This is a genomic window from Flavobacterium saccharophilum (assembly GCF_900142735.1).
Taxonomy (GTDB): Bacteria; Bacteroidota; Bacteroidia; order Flavobacteriales; family Flavobacteriaceae; genus Flavobacterium; species Flavobacterium saccharophilum.
Genome location: NZ_FRBY01000004.1, coordinates 485,157 through 505,100, shown reverse-complemented (window position 1 = coordinate 505,100; position 19,944 = coordinate 485,157). Strand labels below are relative to the sequence as shown.

Below are 19,944 nucleotides of genomic sequence, written 5' to 3'. Positions count from 1 at the left end.
CACTTATTTTTAACAACAAAAGCAAAAAAAAGACACTAGCAATATGAACAATCGTAGAAATTTTCTAAAAACAGCTGCAATGGCTTCGGCTGCTGTAGCACTAAGTTCTTTCACTGGGAAACCAGAAGAGAATGAAGAGCCTAATAATAATCTTTCTGATGGAAAAATAAGAAAACCTATCGTACTTTCTACCTGGAATTTTGGTTTGAAAGCCAATGAGGCAGCCTGGGAAGTATTGAAAAAAGGAGGACGCGCCCTTGATGCTGTAGAAGCAGGAGTAAAAATTCCCGAAGGTGATCCAACAGAAAGAAGTGTTGGTTATGGAGGAAGACCCGACAGAGACGGCCGCGTAACCTTAGACGCCTGTATCATGGACGAAATGTCTAATATTGGTTCTGTAGGTTGTTTGGAATTTATTAAACATCCTATTTCTGTGGCACGCGCTGTTATGGAAAAAACACCACACGTAATGCTGGTTGGTGACGGAGCGCTTCAATTTGCATTGGCACAAGGTTTTCCAAAAGAAAATTTATTGGTTCCGGATTCTGAAAGAGAATGGAAAGAATGGTTAAAAACTTCGGAGTACAAACCAATTGCTAATATTGAAAATCACGATACTATCGGAATGATTGCTTTGGATGCCGATGGAAATCTTTCAGGAGCGTGTACAACAAGCGGAATGGCATTTAAAATGCACGGTCGTTTAGGAGATTCTCCAATTATTGGTGCGGGTCTTTATGTTGATAACGAAATTGGTGCTGCAACTGCAACGGGCCATGGTGAAGAAGTAATCAGAATTTCAGGAAGTCATTTGGTTGTTGAATTGATGCGTCAGGGGAAATCTCCACAAAAAGCTTGTGAGGAAGCTGTTTTGAGAGTCGTGAAACTGATGAAAAACAGAAACAAAGATTTAAAAGATATTCAGGTTGGATTTATTGCCCTGAACAAAAAAGGCGATTACGGTTCGTATTGTGTTCAGAGTGGATTTAACTACGCTGTTTATGATGACACCGGGAACAAATTGATTAATCCAGAGTTTTACTTAAAGTAATACAATAACTACTTACCAAAAAACCATAAAATGAAAAATAAATTCAAATCATTATATACGGCATTTGTCTGTGCCAGTGCCCTTTCGCTGCATGCACAGGGTGACTTCAGCATGAAAGCTGACAAAACCGAAGAAGAAGGCTACGTTATGACAAAAGATCCTTTAGTGAAAGCTAATCTGGACAAATGGCAGGGCTACAAATTTGGCGTTTTAATCCATATGGGACTTTATTCGCAGCTGGGAATCGTAGAATCATGGGGATTAGCTCCGGAAGATTGGGTAACCCGAGATGGATACGACGATTATTACAAATATGCAACGGATTATAGAAATACCAAATTCAAATTAAACCCGACGAATTTAAACTCTGAAAAATGGGCTAAAATGTTCAAAAATGCCGGAGCAAAATATATGATTTTCACCTCGAAACATCATGACGGATTTTGCATGTATGATTCAAAATATACCGATTTTAAAATCACGAATCCAGAATTGCCATATGCCAAAAATCCAAAAGCAGATGTATTAAAAGACGTATTGGATGCTTCAAGAAAAGAAGGTTTGGCTGTTGGTGTTTATTTCTCAAAACCAGACTGGACAACAGAAAATTTCTGGTGGTCGTATTACCCTCCAAAAGACAGAAACCCAACTTACGATATCAAAAAATTTCCGGAAAGATGGCAAAATTATGTACAATACACTCAAAATCAGTTGAACGAATTGACTACCAATTACGGAAAAGTGGATATTCTTTGGCTTGACGGATGTTGGGTTCGTCCGTTATCAACCATCAATAAAAAAGTAGAAGAGTTTTGTAAATATCCGTATGATATGGATATCAATATGAAATTAGTTTCAGAAACGGCCCGTAAAAAACAGCCTGGAATGTTGGTTGTAGACCGCTGGGTTCCGAGTGAATATGAGAACTATCTAACACCGGAGCAAAAAACACCTGAGAAACCATTAAGTGTGCCTTGGGAAAGTTGTATTACCCTGGGAGGAGCCTGGGGATGGGTGCCAAACGACCATTATAAATCTTCAAAAGAAGTAATTCAATTGATGACGAGTATTGTAGTAAAAGGCGGAAATCTATTATTAGGTGTTGGTCCGGATGCTAAAGGAGAATTTGATCCTAAAATTGAAGCAACTTTAGCTAACGTTGGAAAATGGTTATCAGTAAATGGTGAAGCTATTTATGATACTAAACCTGTTGCGCCTTACTTAGACGGAAAAGTGGGTTATACGCAGAAAGGAAAGTCAATTTACGGAATTTACATGCCTGCAAAAGACGAAAAAGAATTACCTGCGGAAATTACTATCAAAACAGATAATAAAGGCAGTTTAAAAGCTTCTTTGCTAAACAACAAACAGAAATTGACCAGTAAAAAAGTCGATGGCGGAATCGTTGTGACAATCCCAAAAGAATTAAGAACTTTATTAGCCAATCAGGAAGCGGTGGTAATTAAAGTAACGCAATAATTGATACAAGATCAAATGAAAAAACTAGTAGTAACTTTCATCGCTTGTTTTGCCTTTTTGTCAATGACGGCGCAGAAAATTGGCCCACCAGCTCCTTATGGAGCATTGCCAACAGAACCACAATTGCGTTGGCAGGAATTGGAACAATACGTTTTGGTACATTTTACTCCAACGACCTTTCAGAATAAAGAATGGGGATATGGCGATGCAGATCCTAAGATCTTTAATCCAACAAAATTTGATGCGAGTCAGATTGTGAATGCAGCTAAAGATGGCGGTTTTAAAGGCGTCATTTTTGTTGCCAAACACCACGATGGATTTTGTTTATGGCCAACAAAAACAACAGCTTACAACATTAGTGCAAGCCCTTTTCGTGATGGAAAAGGCGATATGGTGAAAGAGTTTGAAGTTGCAGCACGTAAAGCCGGAATGAAATTTGGCCTTTATTGCTCGCCTTGGGATCGAAATAATGAAGATTATGGAAAACCTGAGTATGTTGAAAAATACCGTAATCAGTTGAGAGAATTGTACACGAATTATGGCAATCTATTCATTACCTGGTTTGATGGCGCCAATGGCGGAGACGGATATTATGGCGGTAAAAACGAAAAAAGAAACATTGACAGAGCAACGTATTACGGCTGGGATAAAACATGGGGCATATCCCGTGAATTACAACCCGGAGCGGTTATTTTTGCTGATAATGGCGATGTGCGCTGGGTTGGAAATGAAAGAGGTTTTGCCAATGAAACTTCATGGGCAACTTTTACTCCGGAACCAATTGCAGGCAAAACAGTAGCTGTTCCCGGAGAAACTGATTCTGATAAAGCTCAGGGCGGAACACGAAACGGTAAATACTGGAAACCGGCTGAATGTGATGTACCGCTTAGAAATGGCTGGTTTTATCATGCCAATGAAGACAACAATGTAAAATCAGTTACGGAATTATTCGAAATTTACCTGAAATCCGTTGGAAGAGGTGCTGGTATGGATATTGGAATTGCACCCAATACAGATGGTCTGTTACATCAAAATGATGTTAAGAGTTTGAAAGATTTTGGTGCTTTTCTAAAGAAATTATTTGCTGATAATTTGGCACAGGCGGCTGTGATTACGGCTTCTGAAGTTCGCGGTGAAAATCAGATCTTTTACGGAACCAAAAACCTTACTGATAACGATCGTTATTCGTATTGGGCAACCAGTGATGAAGTAAAAAAAGCAATCCTAACTTTAGAATGGCATAAAGAACAAACGTTTAATATCATTCGTTTAAGAGAAAATATCAAATTAGGTCAGCGTATTGAAAAAGTGGAAATTGACGCTTTTATTGGTGGAATTTGGAAAAAAGTAGGCGAAGCGACGAGTATTGGTGCCAACCGATTAGTACGTTTATCAAATTATATCACAACTACAAAATTGAGAATTACTATTAAAGAATCTCCTGTTTGTATTGCTTTAAGTGATATTGGTGTTTTTAGAGAGCCAGAACTATTGCCTCTTCCAAAAATTAAAAGAGACAAAGACGGGAATGTTTGGATCACTACTGAGACAAGTGTAAACCAGATTCGTTACACCATTGATGGAACGGAACCTACTGCACAATCTCCAATTTATGCAAGCCCATTTCCATTTTTAACCTCTGGTACTATCAAGGCTAAATCTTTTGGAACAGATATGAAATCTGGTGAAACTGCCACTCAATCCTTTAATATTTATAAAAAAGACTGGAAAATAGTTACGGTCTCTTTTGAAAATGAGGAAAAAGAATCAGCATTAAACGCTATTGATGAAAATGCCGAAACTTTCTGGAGTACCGCTGATAATACATCCTTAACACCTTTACCACAATTTATCGTTATTGACATGGGGCAGGAAATGGAATTCACAACTTTATCGTATTTGCCACGTCATAACGGAACGGGTGGAATTGTAAAAAATTACCAATGGGAAATAAGCACAGACGGTATAAACTGGAAAACCGTTGCGGAAGGTGAATTTGCTAATATCAAAAGTAATCCGGTGGAGCAAAACATCACTTTAAAAACATCGGCGAAAGCCAGATATATTAAGTTTATTGGAAAAACCAGTGTAGACGGAAGATATATTTCTATCGCTGAAATTGGTATAAAAACAAAATAATTCAGTTTACTTTTACGAAAGTAAACAATACAAAAAAGTCCATTCGACGCATCGAATGGACTTTTTTGTATCATGTTTATTAAGAGACTTTTATTCCGCTACAAAAGTTGCGTGCTATTAATCCATCAATCCTTCTGTATACTTTCTTGCAACTACTTCAAATGTCGGCTTCAAAAAATCCTGAAAAGCAGTTGCTTCTTCGAGGTTTTTAAAAGATATCAAATTTTCATCAAGTCTGGCAATTATTCGAAAATTAAGAAAGTTAATATAGTCTTGAAAGTTTTCCAGATATTGATACTTTGCAAGATCCAATTCGGTACCTGACAATTTTTCGAACGGTTTTCGCTTTGCGTTTATGTATTCTTCTGCATCTCTAATAAATTCTTCTCTGACATTTTCGTAGCTCATAACCTGATTTTTAAAACATTATTACAGCCCTTTTCCATCGCTAATACGAACGAGAAAACAAATATAGAAATATATTATTCCTGAATTACTTTCAGCGTTGTTCCGTTTACAAAATCATCATGTGAAATAAAGAAGCTATTCAGGGTTTTTCCATTTAACTGAATTTCTTTGATTTTTCCGTCACTATTAATTTCACGCTGAATTACAATATTTTCTTTCTTGTAATATCTTGGATCTAATTGAATTGTTATTTTATCAAACATTGGCGTTGTGAGCGTGTAAATAGGATCTCCCGGTGATATTGGATAGAATCCCATCATTGAATACACCAACCATGCAGACATCGTTCCTGTATCGTCATTTCCAGGCAATCCTTTTGGTTCATTTTTGAAATGCTCTCTCACTAATTTATGCACCATTTCCTGACTCTTCCACTCCTCACCTTTTACATAATTGAATAAATAAGGATAAGCAATATCCGGCTCGTTTGCCATATCAAATTGTTTGATATCAAAAACTTTTTGCAATTGATCAGAGAAAGGTTTATCACCTCCCATTAATTTTATCAATCCTCTGATATCATGTGGCACCATAAAAGCATATTGCCACGCGTTCCCTTCGATGAACCCAACATTGGCCTGAAAATTAGCTCCTGCTATAGGATCAAAAGGTTCGTACCAATTGTCTGTAGCCGTTCTTGGTCGAAGCAATTTTAAATCTTTGTCATATAATTTTCGGTAGGATAACGAACGTTTTGTAAAACGTTTGTAATCTTCTTTTTCACCCAACGCTTTCGCTAAAAGTGAAATCGCATAGTCTGAAGTATTATATTCTAGCGTTGTAGAAACCGGTCCAGGATAATTGGTTGATAAATATCCTTTGTCCAAGTATTCTTTAAGGCCCGGGCGCAAAGGATTCTCTTCAAATTGGTCTGCACCTTTCAACATCGCATGATAGGCTTTGTAAATATCAAAATCCTGAATACCTCTTAAACAAGCGTCTACGATAACGATACTGGCCGGATCTCCAACCATGGTAAATGTTTCGGTTGAATTTAATTCCCATTTGGGCAGCCAGCCGTTTTCATCATACATTTCTAACATGCTTTTAATCATATCAGATTGTTGCTTAGGATAAACCAGAGAGGTTAACGGATGCATGTTTCGATAGGTATCCCACAAAGAAAATACCGTGTAACGTGTGTCTGTGGTTCTTCCAATCTTGGTACGTTTTATTTGAGGATATTCTCCATTAATATCGTTTAAAGTGTTAGGATGAATTAAAGTATGGTACAATGCGGTATAAAAAATAACTTTATCCTGATAAGAACCACCTTCGACTAAAATTTTAGAAAGCTCTTTGTTCCATTCATCATATGTTTCCTTATAAACAGCATCAAATGATTTACCACCGGTTTCTCTTTCTAAATTTTCACGCGCATTTTCAATACTTACATAAGAAACCCCGATTTTAACTTCAACCGTTTCTTTTTTATCGAATTCGTAAGAAAAATAAGTTCCGATGCTATCTCCAACAACCGTTTTAATGGTATTTTTCATCATTCGCGTTTTACCATTGTACCCCATCCATTGTGCTTCTGTACCTTCGTATTTTGGTGTTTTTTTCCAAACTCCAAAGTGATTTGCCGGTTTTGAAAATTTAGCTACAAAATAAACCGGATAAGCATCTTCTGGGCTATTATAACAAAACGACCCAACAGTACGCATTCCTTCAATTTCTGTTGATGAAACCACTTTTAACATGGCACCTTCTTCATTTGTCAATCCTAAACCTAAATTCAATAAAATATTAGATTTTCCTTTCGGGAAAGTGAACTTGCTTACTCCTACTCTTTTCGAAGCTGTAAACTCCCCTTTAATTTTATATTTATCAATATCTACGCTGTAGTAACCCGTTTTGGCAACTTCTTTAGAATAAGTAGAACCATATTTTAAATGATTCGTTTCAACCGCTCCAGTCGTTGGCATTAACAACAACACACCTAAATCGGGACAGCCTACACCGCTTAAATTTACCTGACTAAATCCGGTCAGAAAAGTGTTTTCATTTACGTACGGATTAGACAGCCACTGACTGTCTTTTTCTAAAGGTCGATTTTGAGGCCCCGCCACATTAAACGGACTAATACTAGCCATTCCTCTTGGCGCAATTGGCCCAGGAAAAGCGGCACCATAATTTGAAGTTCCGATCAATGGATTTACAAAATCTACTGGCTCTTGTCCAAATGTGTTTATGCTAAAAAACAGCATGCAAAAAAAGCATGCTGTCTGGATTGTTGTATTTCTCATTTCTTTTTAGCTATTATTACTTCAGCTATTTTAATTGACTAAAATTTCATCTACAAATAACCAGGAACTGTCTCCTTTTGGACTCTTTCTTAAGTTAACTGCTATGATCTTTATAAATCTTGTATTTTGCTTGTCAAAAGTAATTATAAAATCTTTCAATTCCGATACAGGATTTGATGCATACGTACGATTGACCTTTCCTACTTCTTTGTAATTGATGCTATCGTTTGAAACTAAGACTTTTACTTGTACCGGAAAATTTATTCCTGCTCCCTGACTTTCTAAAGTTCCAACAGTTATTTGCTGTGCAGTTTGTTGTTGTTCAAGATCAACCACAATTTCCATATCATTTACTAACCATGCCTGCCATTGACCATCATGAAAGTTTTTAGAACCGCGAATTGTATTTACCATTCCAAAAGGTCCGTCGCCTTTGTAATTGCTATTGTATGGCGTTAGGTAACTTACTTTATGTCCTACTCCTTTGTGAAATACTATTGTATCGGTAAACGTTTTTCCAACTGGTTTATCGTTTTGAAACAAGGATGCTTTTAGAATCGTTGTTTCCGTAAACGGAATTGGATTTGTATATTTTAAAGCTTGTTGGTCCAATGGTTTATTACCCAAAACATAACGAATGTCCGGATTTGGAAATTCATTTTTCAATGTAACATTAATCTGTTTTTGAGCTAAATCCGCAGTTGAAGAAGCCGTTACCAAATAAGCGCTTTTTGCATAATTGATTCCCAAATAATTATAGCGCTGTAATAATGACGCTAATCTTGTGGTAAAATCATTCCAGTTACGGCTTTCTTTCGGACTCCATAAAGTCTCAGACAAAGCAGCCAGTCTTGGAAAAATCATATATTCTGAAGCACTTGGCGTCGAAAGAAATTCTGCCCATAAATTCGCTTGCCCACCTAACACATGCTTTGCCTGATCTGGTGTCATAGTCGAAACAACAGGATCAAACTCGTATACTTTATTTAATGGATTATAAGCGTCAAAAGCCAAAGGTTCTTCATTTTGAGGTCCCTGGTAAAAATTGAAATAACAAGGTGATTCCGGTGTCATAATAACATCATGACCCTGCTCTGCTGCTTCAACACCTCCTTTAGTACCTCTCCAGCTCATTACAGTTGCTTCCGGAGCTAATCCTCCTTCTAATATTTCATCCCAGCCAATTAGCTTTTTGCCTTTAGAATTGATGTATTTCTCCATTCTTTTTACAAAATAACTCTGCAGTTCATGGCTGTTTTTTAAACCGTTCTCCTGCATTCTTTTTTGACAATTCGGACATTTATCCCAATTGGTTTTAGTTGCTTCATCACCTCCAATATGAATGTATTTTGAAGGAAAAATGGTAACCACTTCATCGATTACATTCTGAAGGAACTCAAATGTTGTTTCTTTTCCTGCACAATAAATATCTGTAATGGGCCATAAACCTCCTGACGGAACTCCAATACGCTGATCAAAACAAGCCAGTTCCGGATATGCTGCGATAGCACTGCTTACGTGCGCCGGCATTTCGATTTCTGGAATAATTTCGACATTTTTGGATGCCGCATATTTTACGATTTCTTTTAATTCATCCTGAGTTAGAAATCCACCATAAGTTCCTTTTTCGTCTGGATTTGTGGTTAGTCTTGCATTCCAGGATAAATTCTCCTGATCGACTCTCCACGCGCCAACTTCAGTTAATTTTGGATATTTTTTAATTTCAATTCTCCATCCCTGATCGTCTACTAAATGCAAATGTAAAACGTTCATTTTGTGCATGGCCAAACGATCAATCGTAGCCAGAATATAGTTTTTATCAAAGAAATGACGAGATAAATCTAACATTAAACCCCTCCATTGAAAACGAGGTTTATCATTGATCACCAAATTCGGAATTTGCCATTTTTGTTTCAAAATAACATTTTTACTTTCAATTACAACCGGAAGCAATTGTCGAATACTTTCTAATCCGTAAATAAAACCGGCTTGTCCTTTGGCAGTAATGGTGATGAATTTCGAATTTACATCCAATATGTAAGCTTCTTTCTCTAAAGTTTCGTCCACTTTAAATTGTACATAATTGCTATTCGGAATTGCTGTCGATACTTCAGGACGAAATCCGCCTGCTTTTTCAAACTTGCTGATAAGAGCATTCGAGATTTCTTTTTGAAAATCAGTAACAGCAATAAATTTTGTGCTTTTAGAAAATTCAAATACACCTTTATTAATGACTAACTGTGTAGGTTTCGGAATAATTTTAATATCTTTTTCCGTGTAATTTTTTTGACTATAACCCGCAGTTAAAACGGTTAAGAAGATTAAGACAAATAACGGCTTTAATGTTCTCATATTATTATTTTAAAGATGGTGTAATTTTAAATTGATACTGATAATTTTTGTCTTGCATAAGATATTTTTTCATTGGCCACGCTTGCCAGCTATCAATACCTCCTACACCCATTTGTTTGTAATCGATTTTAAAACTGGTCAAATCTCTTTCTTTTAATTCGGCGGCGTGTCTTTGATCTTTTTTCAATCCATCATCTAAATCTTCATTCAAATAATGCAAAGCGGTTATCGACAACATATCATCTGATTTTACGGTTAATTTCAATTTATCGTTTGATAATTCAACCCAACGAATATCCGTTTTATTTCCCGTTTCCTGCGGACGGATATAAGGATAAAACTGTTGTGAAACCGTCTGAGTATAAAGCCCCACTTGCGAACTGTAGTTTCTGTCAATGTAATTTTCGTGTGGTCCTCTTCCGTAATAAGTCATATTACTAAAGTCTTTCGGAACAATTATTTCCATACCAAATCTTGGCAGCATGGGCTGTTCTTTTGTTTTATCAATGTTTAACTCTTCTTTCACGCTTAATTCTCCGTTGCCGCTAAGTTCGTAATTCAAAACTAATTTTGAAACAACCTGAGGTAAATCATATGTTGCTGTAACAATAATTTTATTGTCTTTGGAAACAGTATAGGCCCAATTTACAAGGATCGGATTTTCTGTTGCGTCTTTCCATGGTTTTAATTTCTCCTGAAGATACGCTCCAAAATCATTGTCATTTGGCGCTCTCCATAAATTAGGACGCAATTGATATCCTTCTTTTATAATGGGCTGATTTTGGAAGGAATAAGCATTTATAAATCCCGTTTTCTTATCAAAAGTAATTTGCATTTTATCACTTTTAAATACGGTACTATTTTCCTTTTTTTCTACCGTTATTTTTGAAGTGCCTACGATTTTAATATCGTTCTTCCAGCTTCCTTTAAGAGCCAGTTGCTCTGTTGCAATTTGGAAATCTTTTGGTAAAAATGGCTCATCCTGTTTGATATGATACGTCACATTTATAAAAGCTTCCTGAAACTGTTTTCCGTCTAATTTAATCGGTAATTTATAGGTTTTAGATTCATTTGGTTTTATTTCTAAATTATCAATAACACCATTTTCAGTCTCTTTTCCATCCAAAATTAATTTCCAATGCAAACTCACATTGCTTAAATCTTTAAACGAAAATTCATTGTAAACTTTTATAATTGTACTTTCTTTATTTTCCCACGAAGTCAGAATATTTTGATACACATTTCGCATTTCAAAAGCATGCGGGTTTGGTTTTCGTTCCGGGCTGAAAACGCCATTGTCCAGAAAGTTATTATCACTTGGTGTATCCTTAGGTCCAAAATCTCCTCCATAAGCTAAAACTACAGTTCCGTCTGGCTGTGTTTTATATACTGACTGATCGATCATATCCCAAATAAAACCTCCCTGGAAATTTGGATACTTTCTGATTATATCCCAATAGTCCTTAAAGTTCCCCATTGAATTCCCCATTGCATGCGCATATTCGCATTGAATATAAGGCCTGTCCGGATGCGGATTTGCCAATATATATTCTTCCATTTTATCTGGAGAACTATACATTGGATCGATGATATCCGAATTCCATTCGTATTTCAAATCCTTTCCATCCCACGCACCGGCGGTCGCTCTTTCGTACTGAATTGGTCTCGATTTATCACGATCTTTTATCCATAAATATCCTCGATAAAAATTATAACCATTCCCAGCCTCATTTCCCATACTCCAAATAATAATGGAAGGAAAGTTTTTATCACGCTCCACCATACGCTGCATACGTTGCAAATGCGCCAATTCCCAACTCGGTTTATTACCTAAAGTTTTGGTAAGATCATACCCCATTCCATGCGATTCTATATTGGCTTCATCCACAACATAGATTCCATATTTATCGCATAATTCATAGAAATATTCATCGTTTGGATAATGTGACATTCTCACGGCATTGATATTAAATTCTTTCATTAATTTAATATCTTCCTCCATACGTTCTCTTGAAATCGTTTGTCCGGTAACAGGATCTGTTTCATGGCGGTTAACCCCTTTTATATAAATCGCTTTTCCATTAACCAAAAGCTGTCCCCCTTTGATTTCTACTTTTCTAAAACCAATATTTTGGTGGATAACTTCAATAACATTTCCTTTTTTATCTTTCAGCAGAAAATTAACCTGATATAAATTCGGGATTTCTGCACTCCATTTCTTAGGATTATCCACAGCAAGGTCGAATGTTTGTTTTTCGCTTAAAGCGGAAATAACCTTTGAAGTAATAATTTTATCTCCATCTTTCAATTGAACCTCTAGCGTATAATTGTCTTTTTGATTTAAATTTGAAAATTCAGTTGCAATTTTCAAAGTTCCATTTACATAAGAAGCGTCTAAATCCGGAACGATTTCATAATCTTTTAAATGTGTTTTATTTCTTGCAACTAAATAAGAATCTCTTGTAATACCGCTAAATCTCCAAAAATCCTGACATTCTAAATACGAACCATCGCTCCATTTCATCACTTTTAGGACGATCGTATTTTTACCGGTTTTTACATATTTATTCAGGTTAAATTCTGATGGTAATTTTCCGTCTTCGCCATAACCTACATAAACACCGTTTACCCAAACCGTTAGATTTGATTTTGCAGTACCAATATGAAGAAAAATATCTTTTCCTTCCCAGGATTTATCGATTGTAATTTCGCGTCTGTAAACTCCTGTCGGATTATAGTTTTCAGGAACAAAAGGCGGATTTACTTTTATGTATTTTGCAAAATCATAAGTGGTATTAGTGTAAACCGGAAAACCATATCCATTTACATCCCAGCTTGCCGGAATTTTAAAATTATCCCACGTTTGATCGTTAAAATTGCTTTTTTCAAATGCTGCAGGAAGATCTGCCGGGCTGTCAACATATTTAAATTTCCAGGCACCGTTGATGTCTAAATAGTTTTTTGATGCTCTCCAGTCATTATTCGCCGCTAATGTTTCATTTTCAAAAACATAATAGAAAACATGCATGGGTTCTCTATTTTCTTCATTGATTTTTTCGTTTTGCCAGAAAGGAGTACTTTGCTGTGCCTGAACAGAAAATATAGAAGCTATGGTGAGTGCGGCAATGAATATAGTTTTTTTCATTATTTGATTTTTACTCTTGTAAATTCTTAAATTTTATTCCGTTAGAAAAATAATAAAATACTCCTTCTTATGAAATAAAAATACATACTATAATAAAACAAACAGAACCATAATTGTTATTATGGTTCAGGATATCAATATATAAAGTTACTTTTGATTAAAATCCGAATATCTACGCTAACCAACTCAGCAGATATCCGGATTTAACAAAAAAACCACTAATTATTTAAACTTGCCTTTGTTTCCTTAATTGTTTTCAGATTGCTTTCAGATAAAGCGCCACCATCGAAAAACGAAACTCCTACGGCACCATTATCTTTTGCTAACAAAATGGCTTCTTTTAATTCTTTATCCGATTTTAATCCAGGAATATAAATTCCGGTATTTACTTTCGTTTGTTTGCCTTGTAAATCGGCTACTCCTTGTTTTGTTGCGTAACCAACCCAGTCAATTTCTTCATCATAAAAACTATGATAAATCATTGGGTAAACTTCATCAATATCCCATTTATCCCAGCGCTGACGCACCATATGATCGGCCATTTCAGGATAAGGAAATACCGCTGCCGTTAGTTTTTTATTGTGTTTGTGTACAATTTTGTAAGCGTCATTTACTACAGCTTGTATCGCATTAAGTCTGAAGTTTTTCCACTCCATATCGATAGAAGTGTTATGGCTCGTTTTTGGGTTTTTATGATGGATTTTTTCGAATGCTTTTACACATTCGTCACAATAACAAAAATCAAACTGAGGTAATTCTACGTCCTGAACCAAATTGTATTTTGGTAATAAACTGATTGGTAAAAAGATATCCGGGAAACGAATGTAATCCAGGTGAACGCTTTCAATACCTTCTACTTTTGCTAACTCTTCAACTAAATGTAAAACGTGTTCTCTTGATTCTTTTCTGGTTGGACATAACCATTGATAATAATCTACATACGGACGGTTATCAAAACATGATTTTCCTTCTTTACTTACCTGATACCAGTCGGGATGTTGTAAAGCAATTGAATCGCCCGGTCTGTTCATCGCCATAATCCAGGCGTGCACTTTTAGACCTTCTTTTGCTGCTAAAGGTGCTATTCTTGTTAACAGTTTTGGATCAGTTCCTGTATTTATTAAGACTTCGTCAATTCCTCCATCTTTGTATTTTTTGAATTCTTTTGTGTAATCTGCATCAGATTTTTTAGCATCTGCCGTTGTCCAGACTCCAAATTTAAAAGTGGTTTGTTCTTCTTTTTTAGCACACGAAAAAATACTAAGTGCCAATAAAAAAAGTAATAGTTTTGGTAGTTTCATAGTGGTTTATTTTGATATTATTTTGCCGTCTTCTTCTATAATTAAAGTTTTATTCGAGAATGGACTTTTTACAGCTATATTAAATCCGGTTGTATGATTTTCGAGTATTGGTTTTAATACTTTTCCATCAACAGTAATCGGTTTTTTAGTAAGATCTGTTATCGATTTTGCCCAGGTTTTATTTTTATTATGATATTCTTTCTGTGCGCGGTAAAGTGTGTACAATTCCCATTTGACTTTTTCATCCTGCGGAATCTCAAAACTGTCTTTTCCTTCTTTTGAAGAAAAATAAACATAACCCCATTTTTCAGGTTCATGCATATTGATTACACCCATTGGCGACCAAACCCAATTGTATTCCGGAAGAAATTTTCCTTCAGTATCTTTCTTGCGTTCGTAACTTCCGTTTTTGACATCATGTTGCCAGTTTACCCTCGAAAAATTAACTCTCCAGAATTTATCTACTGGAACATTTTGATCAAAGAAAGTTGTTTTGTATGATGCCCACGGAATCGCCATTTCCAATACCCAACCTTCATCGGTATCGTTTGGATTATTTAAGGTTCCATTGATTTTTACAGCCGATTTTAAACCGGGAATATTCCAATCGTTTAAAACCACTTTATCATCTTCTCTGTATGGTTTCGTCAAAAATAGATCCCAAGCTGTATTTAAAGCATTTATCTCTAATTCATAATAGTTAAAAGTATCGCTGTCCGGATCTATAAAAACTTCAAAATCATTATTATAAAAAATAATGGTATCCCGTTGTTTTAGATTCGCCCAAACATGCGGTTCTTCCATTTTTGCCAGTATGTAAAAGTTGGTTTCGTCCCAAAGCATTTTTACTTTGGTGGCATATTTTGGTTTTACATCAGTTGAGATATCTTCAAAAAGAGCCGTCCATTCCACTTTATTCCACGAAGCATCATTTTCTTCTCCATCAATTGCAATTGGAGTTGATGTTTTAGCAGCTACATACGTTTTGGGCACAACATCTTTTTTCGATTGTGAATAAGCACTTATCGAAAGAATCCCGAAAGCAACTGCCAAACATTTAGATTTTAAACGCATATTTTTTCTATAAACTGTTATCTTTTGTAAACTGCACCACTTCGCTTAATTTACCAAATGCGATAGCTACAACTGTATCAGCTGCACCATAATAAACAGCTAATTTATCTTCTTCTGTATCGTGCAAAGCCGCACATGGGAACACCACATTTGGTACATCGCCAACCATTTCATAAAGTTCAGCAGGTCCTAATAAATAAGGCTGAGTTCTGTATTTTACTTTATCTGGAGAATTAACGTCTAAAAGTGCCGATCCCATTGCATAGCGGAAACCGTTACAGGTATTGATAACGCCATGATAAATCATTAACCAGCCTTCGTCAGTAAGAATTGGAATTGGTCCTGCTCCTACTTTTGTACATTGCCACGCACTGTCTTCAAACGGAGTTGGTTTCATCACCAAACGGTGTTCTCCCCAATATTTCATATCCGGGCTATAACTGATCCAAATATCTCCGAAAGGCGTATGACCGTTATCACTCGGACGACTTAACATCGCATATTTTCCGTTGATTTTCTGTGGAAACAAAACACCATTTCTGTTGAAAGGTAAAAAGGCATTTTCGCATTGAAAAAACTCTTTAAAGTCAAAAGTATATCCAATTCCGATTGTGGGTCCGTTGTAGCCATTACACCACGTAATCCAGTAACGATCTTCGATAAAAACAACTCGGGGATCATATTTATATGCCGATTCGATCATTTCAGTATTACCGGATTGCATTACAATTGGTTCATGATTAATATCCCAATCAATTCCGTTTTTACTGAAACCGGCAAAAATATTCATTTGAACCGCTTTATTATCGCATCTGAAAACACCTGCAAATCCATCACCAAAAGGAACAACAGCACTATTAAAAATACTGTTTGAAGATGGTATAGCGTATCTTTCTATAATAGGATTTTCAGAATATCTCCACATTACATCATTGCTGTTTTCGGGTCTGTCTTGCCAAGGAATTGTACTCATCTTTAAATATTGTTTTGTTGTTTTTTTGTTTATTCTTTTCTTTAAAAACACATAGAAACATAGATGCTAGAAAAAACAAGCTATGTGTGGGAAACTAGTTTTTTTTTCACACTTGAAGTTCTATGTCCTATGCGTTTTAATAATTTATTTTTTAGTTTTTTAAACACATAGAATCATAGTTTTTGAAACCTAAAAAAGGCATTGCATTAACTTAAAGAAACATAGCTATGTGTAAGAAACTAGTTTCTTTTAATCTCCTTTTACCAATTAAAATCTATGTTTCTATGTGTTTAATATTTTTCTATATTCTATTTTCTAATTATCTAATTGACTAATTATCTAATTAATCCTCTATTTTTCGAACTTTATCCAACCACGTAAATTTCAAAATAGTCGTTGTCACTAAAAACACAACTAATGCTGCAATAGCTTTTGGATAATCTCTGATCACAAAGTATATCGGAAGCAGAATCATACTCGACTGCCATACAATTCCGATAACACAATTCAGCATATCTTTCCAGAAATCATTGTTCTTTTCGAACGTCTGATCTTCTACTTTTAATGTTTTATAAACCGGACTCCACCATCCCCAAGGCCTAACATTGGTGTAGAAAGATTTTAGCACATCCATATCTGTTGGTTTGCTTAGGAAAGTTCCTAAAAGACAACCTAGAATGGAGAAACCAAATATGACTGGAAATAAGTAAATCGCCTGTACTTCTGACAAATCATATAAAAATGATCCTTGGGTAAAAGTTCCTTTATATTGTCCTAAAACGAACTGTAAAGAAGCTACGATTAAGCCGGCAAACATTCCCCAAAAATACCCCCAGCCATTAAAGCGCCACCAAATCCATTTTAAAAAATTGGCCGCCACATAACCTCCGTACAAGGCGCTGGTGATCCATAAGGTTAATGAATTAATAGAATCTGCAAAGAATCCCATAAAAACGCCTAATCCAACAACTATGAAAGAAGAAATCTGGCTTACTTTAATATAGTGTGCATTGGTTGCAACGGGTTTGAAGTATTTTTTATAAATATCATTTACAATATAAGCTGGTCCTGCATTTACAAAAGCAGAGAATCCAGACATAAATGCCGCCAATAAACCGGCAAGTAAAAGTCCTTTTATTCCGACAGGCAGATATAAATTAACCACTTTTGGCATTAATAATTCCAAATCGGCTCCGGTTAAACCTGTATTTGCATTTAATTCCGGCGCCAGGTTTATTAAAGCAATTACCACAATTCCAGTGATTAATAAGTATCTTGGAATGAATAAAATCAGATTTGTAAAACCGCTCATATAAGCCGCTTCTTTTACCGATTTTGTAGACAGAATTCTTTGTAAATCATAACTTGGCGTTGGTCCGGCAACGCTGGCAAAGAAGCCTTTGAACAATGTCATTCCAATAAAAGCACCAAACATTTTGTATCCTTCTGAATCAATTAAATTATTAAAGGTCTGAAACTTTTCGCTCCACTGTGTTTCGAACTGCCATCCGAAGAAAACATTTTTCCACTCTTCGCTAATTACAGAGTTAATTTGAATATCAGTATAATTTACAAAGGCATAACCTGCAATCAAAACGCTGGCAATAATCATAATTAAATATTGTACCACTTCTGTAGCCACTACCGAAAACATTCCGCCTTTAACCGTATAAATTGTAGTTAAAAAGATAATTATCAAAGCATAAGAACGTTCTGATGTCAAGAGAATTAAATCTCCATATTGAAGCGTTAAATCCCAAGGAAGAATAATGGTTATGAATTTCCCGATTCCTTCAAAGAAATAAGCAATAAAACCAATGGTAGAAATAATGGCAAAAATAGCCACAATAATATGAGATGCTTTTCCGGCTTTGTCGTTTCCAAAACGGGTTAAAATCCATTCAGAACCTGTCATTACCTTTGATCTTCTGATCCAGACTGCGAGGAACATCATCACAAAAATCTGATTCCAAATAGGCCAAAGCCACATAAACATAAAACTTTTTACACCATATAAAAACAGAACGCCAATCATCCAGGAAGTTCCTGAAACATCAAACATTCCTGATCCGTTACTCAACCCTAAAAAATACCATTTGATTGTTTTTCCGCCAAGGAAATAATCATCTAATCCTTTTGATGCTTTTCTTGAAATCCAAATTCCTATTCCTACTGAAAGCAGAATATAGGCTACGATGATCGATACGTCAATGATATCCATTAATTTTATTATTTATTTGCTGGTTAGTTAATTTTTATTTCTGTTTTTAGTTTTTTGTGTACTGGTTATTTTTTTTGAAATCTTTGTAATAAACAGGTTTTACATTGATTTTAAGATCCTCAGGAAAAACTTGTTGATGATGCGATATTGTTTCTTCGTTAACATGACTTTATTATTTTATACGTAAATCGATTTAGTGAAGAAAACGGAGTTTAAAAAAAACTTACCGACTTTTATTTTTGTACACTTTTATTTCACAACTTGCAATCAGATTTGGTCGTAAAACAAAATACAGATTTCTTCAGATAAAAACAATCTTAATTTAACTCTAAATCTAAACAAATTTGATTTTTAGCAAAACTATTTTAGACGGACGACATATAAACGAAGATAAACATCAAAAAAAGTCACAAAAAACACTCTAATTATGAATTTCAGTTCTGGCAAACTTTCTCGGATACCACTGCGTTATCACGTCCTTTTTTGGCTTACTTACTTTTTATTTAATACTTTTCGATGGGGAAGCTATTTCAATGACTACTGGTATTCCTTAAAAACAAATTTACTGGGCTTTCCAATTCACATGACTTTGTGTTATCTGAATATTTTGATTTTTATGCCCTACCTGATTTATCGAAAAAAGTACATATTATATGTATTTGCGATTCTGTCCTCTATTTTTTTAATGGTAATTCTAAAATTCAACCTTACCTACTTATTAATCGCTCATAACGTTTGGCCCGAAGGGCCGGAAGTCATAACCAAACTAACACTCAATTACAGCATTGAGATGATGATGGGAGAATTGTATGTAATGACTTTTGTAACTGCAATTAAAATAACCTTTGATTTCCTGAATGAGCAAAAGCGAGTTACGGACCTTGAAAAATCGCAATTGGAAACCGAATTGCTATTTTTAAAGTCACAAATTTCTCCTCATTTCTTCTTTAATACGTTGAATAATATCTATGCTTTATCAGTAGAAAAATCAAACAAAACACCAAAAGTCGTTATCAAACTCTCTGAGTTAATGCGTTATATGCTTTATGACACTAAAAGTAAAAGACAAAGTTTGGAAAACGAAATACTGTGTATCCAAAATTATCTGGATCTGGAGCGAATTAGAAATGATGACAGATTAGAAGTAAATATGTCTATTTCGGGAGATATTCATGATAAGGAAATTGCACCCATAATATTACTGACTTTTATTGAAAATTCTTTTAAACATGGTGTAAACAGAAATACAGGAAAAGTTGTAATTAATATTAACTTCAAAGTAAAAGATGATTTTCTATATTTTACAATTTCGAACCCAATGCCAGAAATTACGCACCACACAGATAATTTTAACCAGTCAAGTGGTATAGGAATTGAAAATGTCAAAAAAAGACTAGAATTAGGTTATAATAAAAATGAGTACAAACTTTCTTTTAAAAATAAAAAGAATATTTTTGTTGTAAAGCTGAAAATTAAAGTCGCTTAATACACC

At 35.2% G+C, this 19,944-nt stretch carries 12 protein-coding genes; 4 read left to right on the top strand and 8 right to left on the bottom strand.

The genetic code is table 11. The features are described from left to right. The first annotated feature begins 43 nt into the window (after nucleotides 1–43). From BUA98_RS15285 to BUA98_RS15275, 3 genes are read left to right on the top strand one after another with little or no spacing between them, the layout of a single operon-like run. Nucleotides 44–1,051, top strand: coding sequence for an isoaspartyl peptidase/L-asparaginase family protein (locus BUA98_RS15285; protein ID WP_072973939.1), 1,008 nt, complete (start codon nucleotides 44–46; stop codon nucleotides 1,049–1,051). A 30-nt stretch (nucleotides 1,052–1,081) separates the two neighbouring features. Further along, on the top strand, nucleotides 1,082–2,530 hold the full coding sequence (locus BUA98_RS15280; protein WP_072973938.1) for an alpha-L-fucosidase: 1,449 nt from the start codon (nucleotides 1,082–1,084) through the stop codon (nucleotides 2,528–2,530). A 15-nt stretch (nucleotides 2,531–2,545) separates the two neighbouring features. Continuing rightward, a complete protein-coding gene (locus BUA98_RS15275; RefSeq protein ID WP_072973937.1) occupies nucleotides 2,546–4,669 on the top strand; it encodes an alpha-L-fucosidase in 2,124 nt (707 codons plus the stop codon). A 117-nt stretch (nucleotides 4,670–4,786) separates the two neighbouring features. On the opposite strand, the gene BUA98_RS15270 is transcribed toward BUA98_RS15275, so the two are convergent. From BUA98_RS15270 to BUA98_RS15235, 8 genes are all read right to left on the bottom strand, one after another. Next, complete coding sequence (locus tag BUA98_RS15270) at nucleotides 4,787–5,077, bottom strand: hypothetical protein (RefSeq protein ID WP_072973936.1); 291 nt, start codon at nucleotides 5,075–5,077, stop codon at nucleotides 4,787–4,789. Between the two features lie 74 nt (nucleotides 5,078–5,151). Next, nucleotides 5,152–7,386 carry a GH92 family glycosyl hydrolase gene (locus BUA98_RS15265; protein ID WP_072973935.1) on the bottom strand — a complete coding sequence of 745 codons (2,235 nt, stop codon included), beginning with the start codon at nucleotides 7,384–7,386 and terminating at the stop codon, nucleotides 5,152–5,154. A 30-nt stretch (nucleotides 7,387–7,416) separates the two neighbouring features. Next, entirely contained in the window at nucleotides 7,417–9,738 is a 2,322-nt protein-coding gene (locus BUA98_RS15260; protein ID WP_072973934.1) for a beta-N-acetylhexosaminidase, read from the bottom strand. Between the two features lie 4 nt (nucleotides 9,739–9,742). Beyond that, nucleotides 9,743–12,883, bottom strand: a complete 3,141-nt coding sequence (locus tag BUA98_RS15255) for a beta-galactosidase, LacZ type (protein WP_072973932.1) — start codon at nucleotides 12,881–12,883, stop codon at nucleotides 9,743–9,745. A gap of 218 nt (nucleotides 12,884–13,101) precedes the next feature. Continuing rightward, complete coding sequence (locus BUA98_RS15250; protein WP_072973930.1) at nucleotides 13,102–14,184, bottom strand: putative glycoside hydrolase; 1,083 nt, start codon at nucleotides 14,182–14,184, stop codon at nucleotides 13,102–13,104. A 6-nt stretch (nucleotides 14,185–14,190) separates the two neighbouring features. Then, a complete protein-coding gene (locus tag BUA98_RS15245) occupies nucleotides 14,191–15,258 on the bottom strand; it encodes a carbohydrate-binding family 9-like protein (RefSeq protein ID WP_072973928.1) in 1,068 nt (355 codons plus the stop codon). 7 nt (nucleotides 15,259–15,265) lie between these two features. Then, entirely contained in the window at nucleotides 15,266–16,231 is a 966-nt protein-coding gene (locus BUA98_RS15240; RefSeq protein ID WP_072974120.1) for a glycoside hydrolase family 130 protein, read from the bottom strand. Between the two features lie 343 nt (nucleotides 16,232–16,574). After that, on the bottom strand, nucleotides 16,575–18,452 hold the full coding sequence (locus tag BUA98_RS15235) for a sodium:solute symporter family protein (protein WP_072973926.1): 1,878 nt from the start codon (nucleotides 18,450–18,452) through the stop codon (nucleotides 16,575–16,577). Nucleotides 18,453–18,879: 427 nt separating this feature from the next. Between BUA98_RS15235 and BUA98_RS15230 the strand changes: the two genes are divergently transcribed. After that, entirely contained in the window at nucleotides 18,880–19,938 is a 1,059-nt protein-coding gene (locus BUA98_RS15230) for a sensor histidine kinase (protein WP_072973924.1), read from the top strand. Nucleotides 19,939–19,944 lie beyond the last annotated feature (6 nt).

Bases quoted from the DNA above. Each gene is read 5' to 3' on its own strand.
- BUA98_RS15255 (WP_072973932.1), bottom strand. From the start codon at position 12,883: ATGAAAAAAACTATATTCATTGCCGCACTCACCATAGCTTCTATATTT.
- BUA98_RS15265 (WP_072973935.1), bottom strand. From the start codon at position 7,386: ATGAGAAATACAACAATCCAGACAGCATGCTTTTTTTGCATGCTGTTT.
- BUA98_RS15260 (WP_072973934.1), bottom strand. From the start codon at position 9,738: ATGAGAACATTAAAGCCGTTATTTGTCTTAATCTTCTTAACCGTTTTA.
- BUA98_RS15250 (WP_072973930.1), bottom strand. From the start codon at position 14,184: ATGAAACTACCAAAACTATTACTTTTTTTATTGGCACTTAGTATTTTT.
- BUA98_RS15280 (WP_072973938.1), top strand. From the start codon at position 1,082: ATGAAAAATAAATTCAAATCATTATATACGGCATTTGTCTGTGCCAGT.
- BUA98_RS15235 (WP_072973926.1), bottom strand. From the start codon at position 18,452: ATGGATATCATTGACGTATCGATCATCGTAGCCTATATTCTGCTTTCA.
- BUA98_RS15285 (WP_072973939.1), top strand. From the start codon at position 44: ATGAACAATCGTAGAAATTTTCTAAAAACAGCTGCAATGGCTTCGGCT.
- BUA98_RS15230 (WP_072973924.1), top strand. From the start codon at position 18,880: ATGAATTTCAGTTCTGGCAAACTTTCTCGGATACCACTGCGTTATCAC.
- BUA98_RS15275 (WP_072973937.1), top strand. From the start codon at position 2,546: ATGAAAAAACTAGTAGTAACTTTCATCGCTTGTTTTGCCTTTTTGTCA.
- BUA98_RS15270 (WP_072973936.1), bottom strand. From the start codon at position 5,077: ATGAGCTACGAAAATGTCAGAGAAGAATTTATTAGAGATGCAGAAGAA.
- BUA98_RS15245 (WP_072973928.1), bottom strand. From the start codon at position 15,258: ATGCGTTTAAAATCTAAATGTTTGGCAGTTGCTTTCGGGATTCTTTCG.
- BUA98_RS15240 (WP_072974120.1), bottom strand. From the start codon at position 16,231: ATGAGTACAATTCCTTGGCAAGACAGACCCGAAAACAGCAATGATGTA.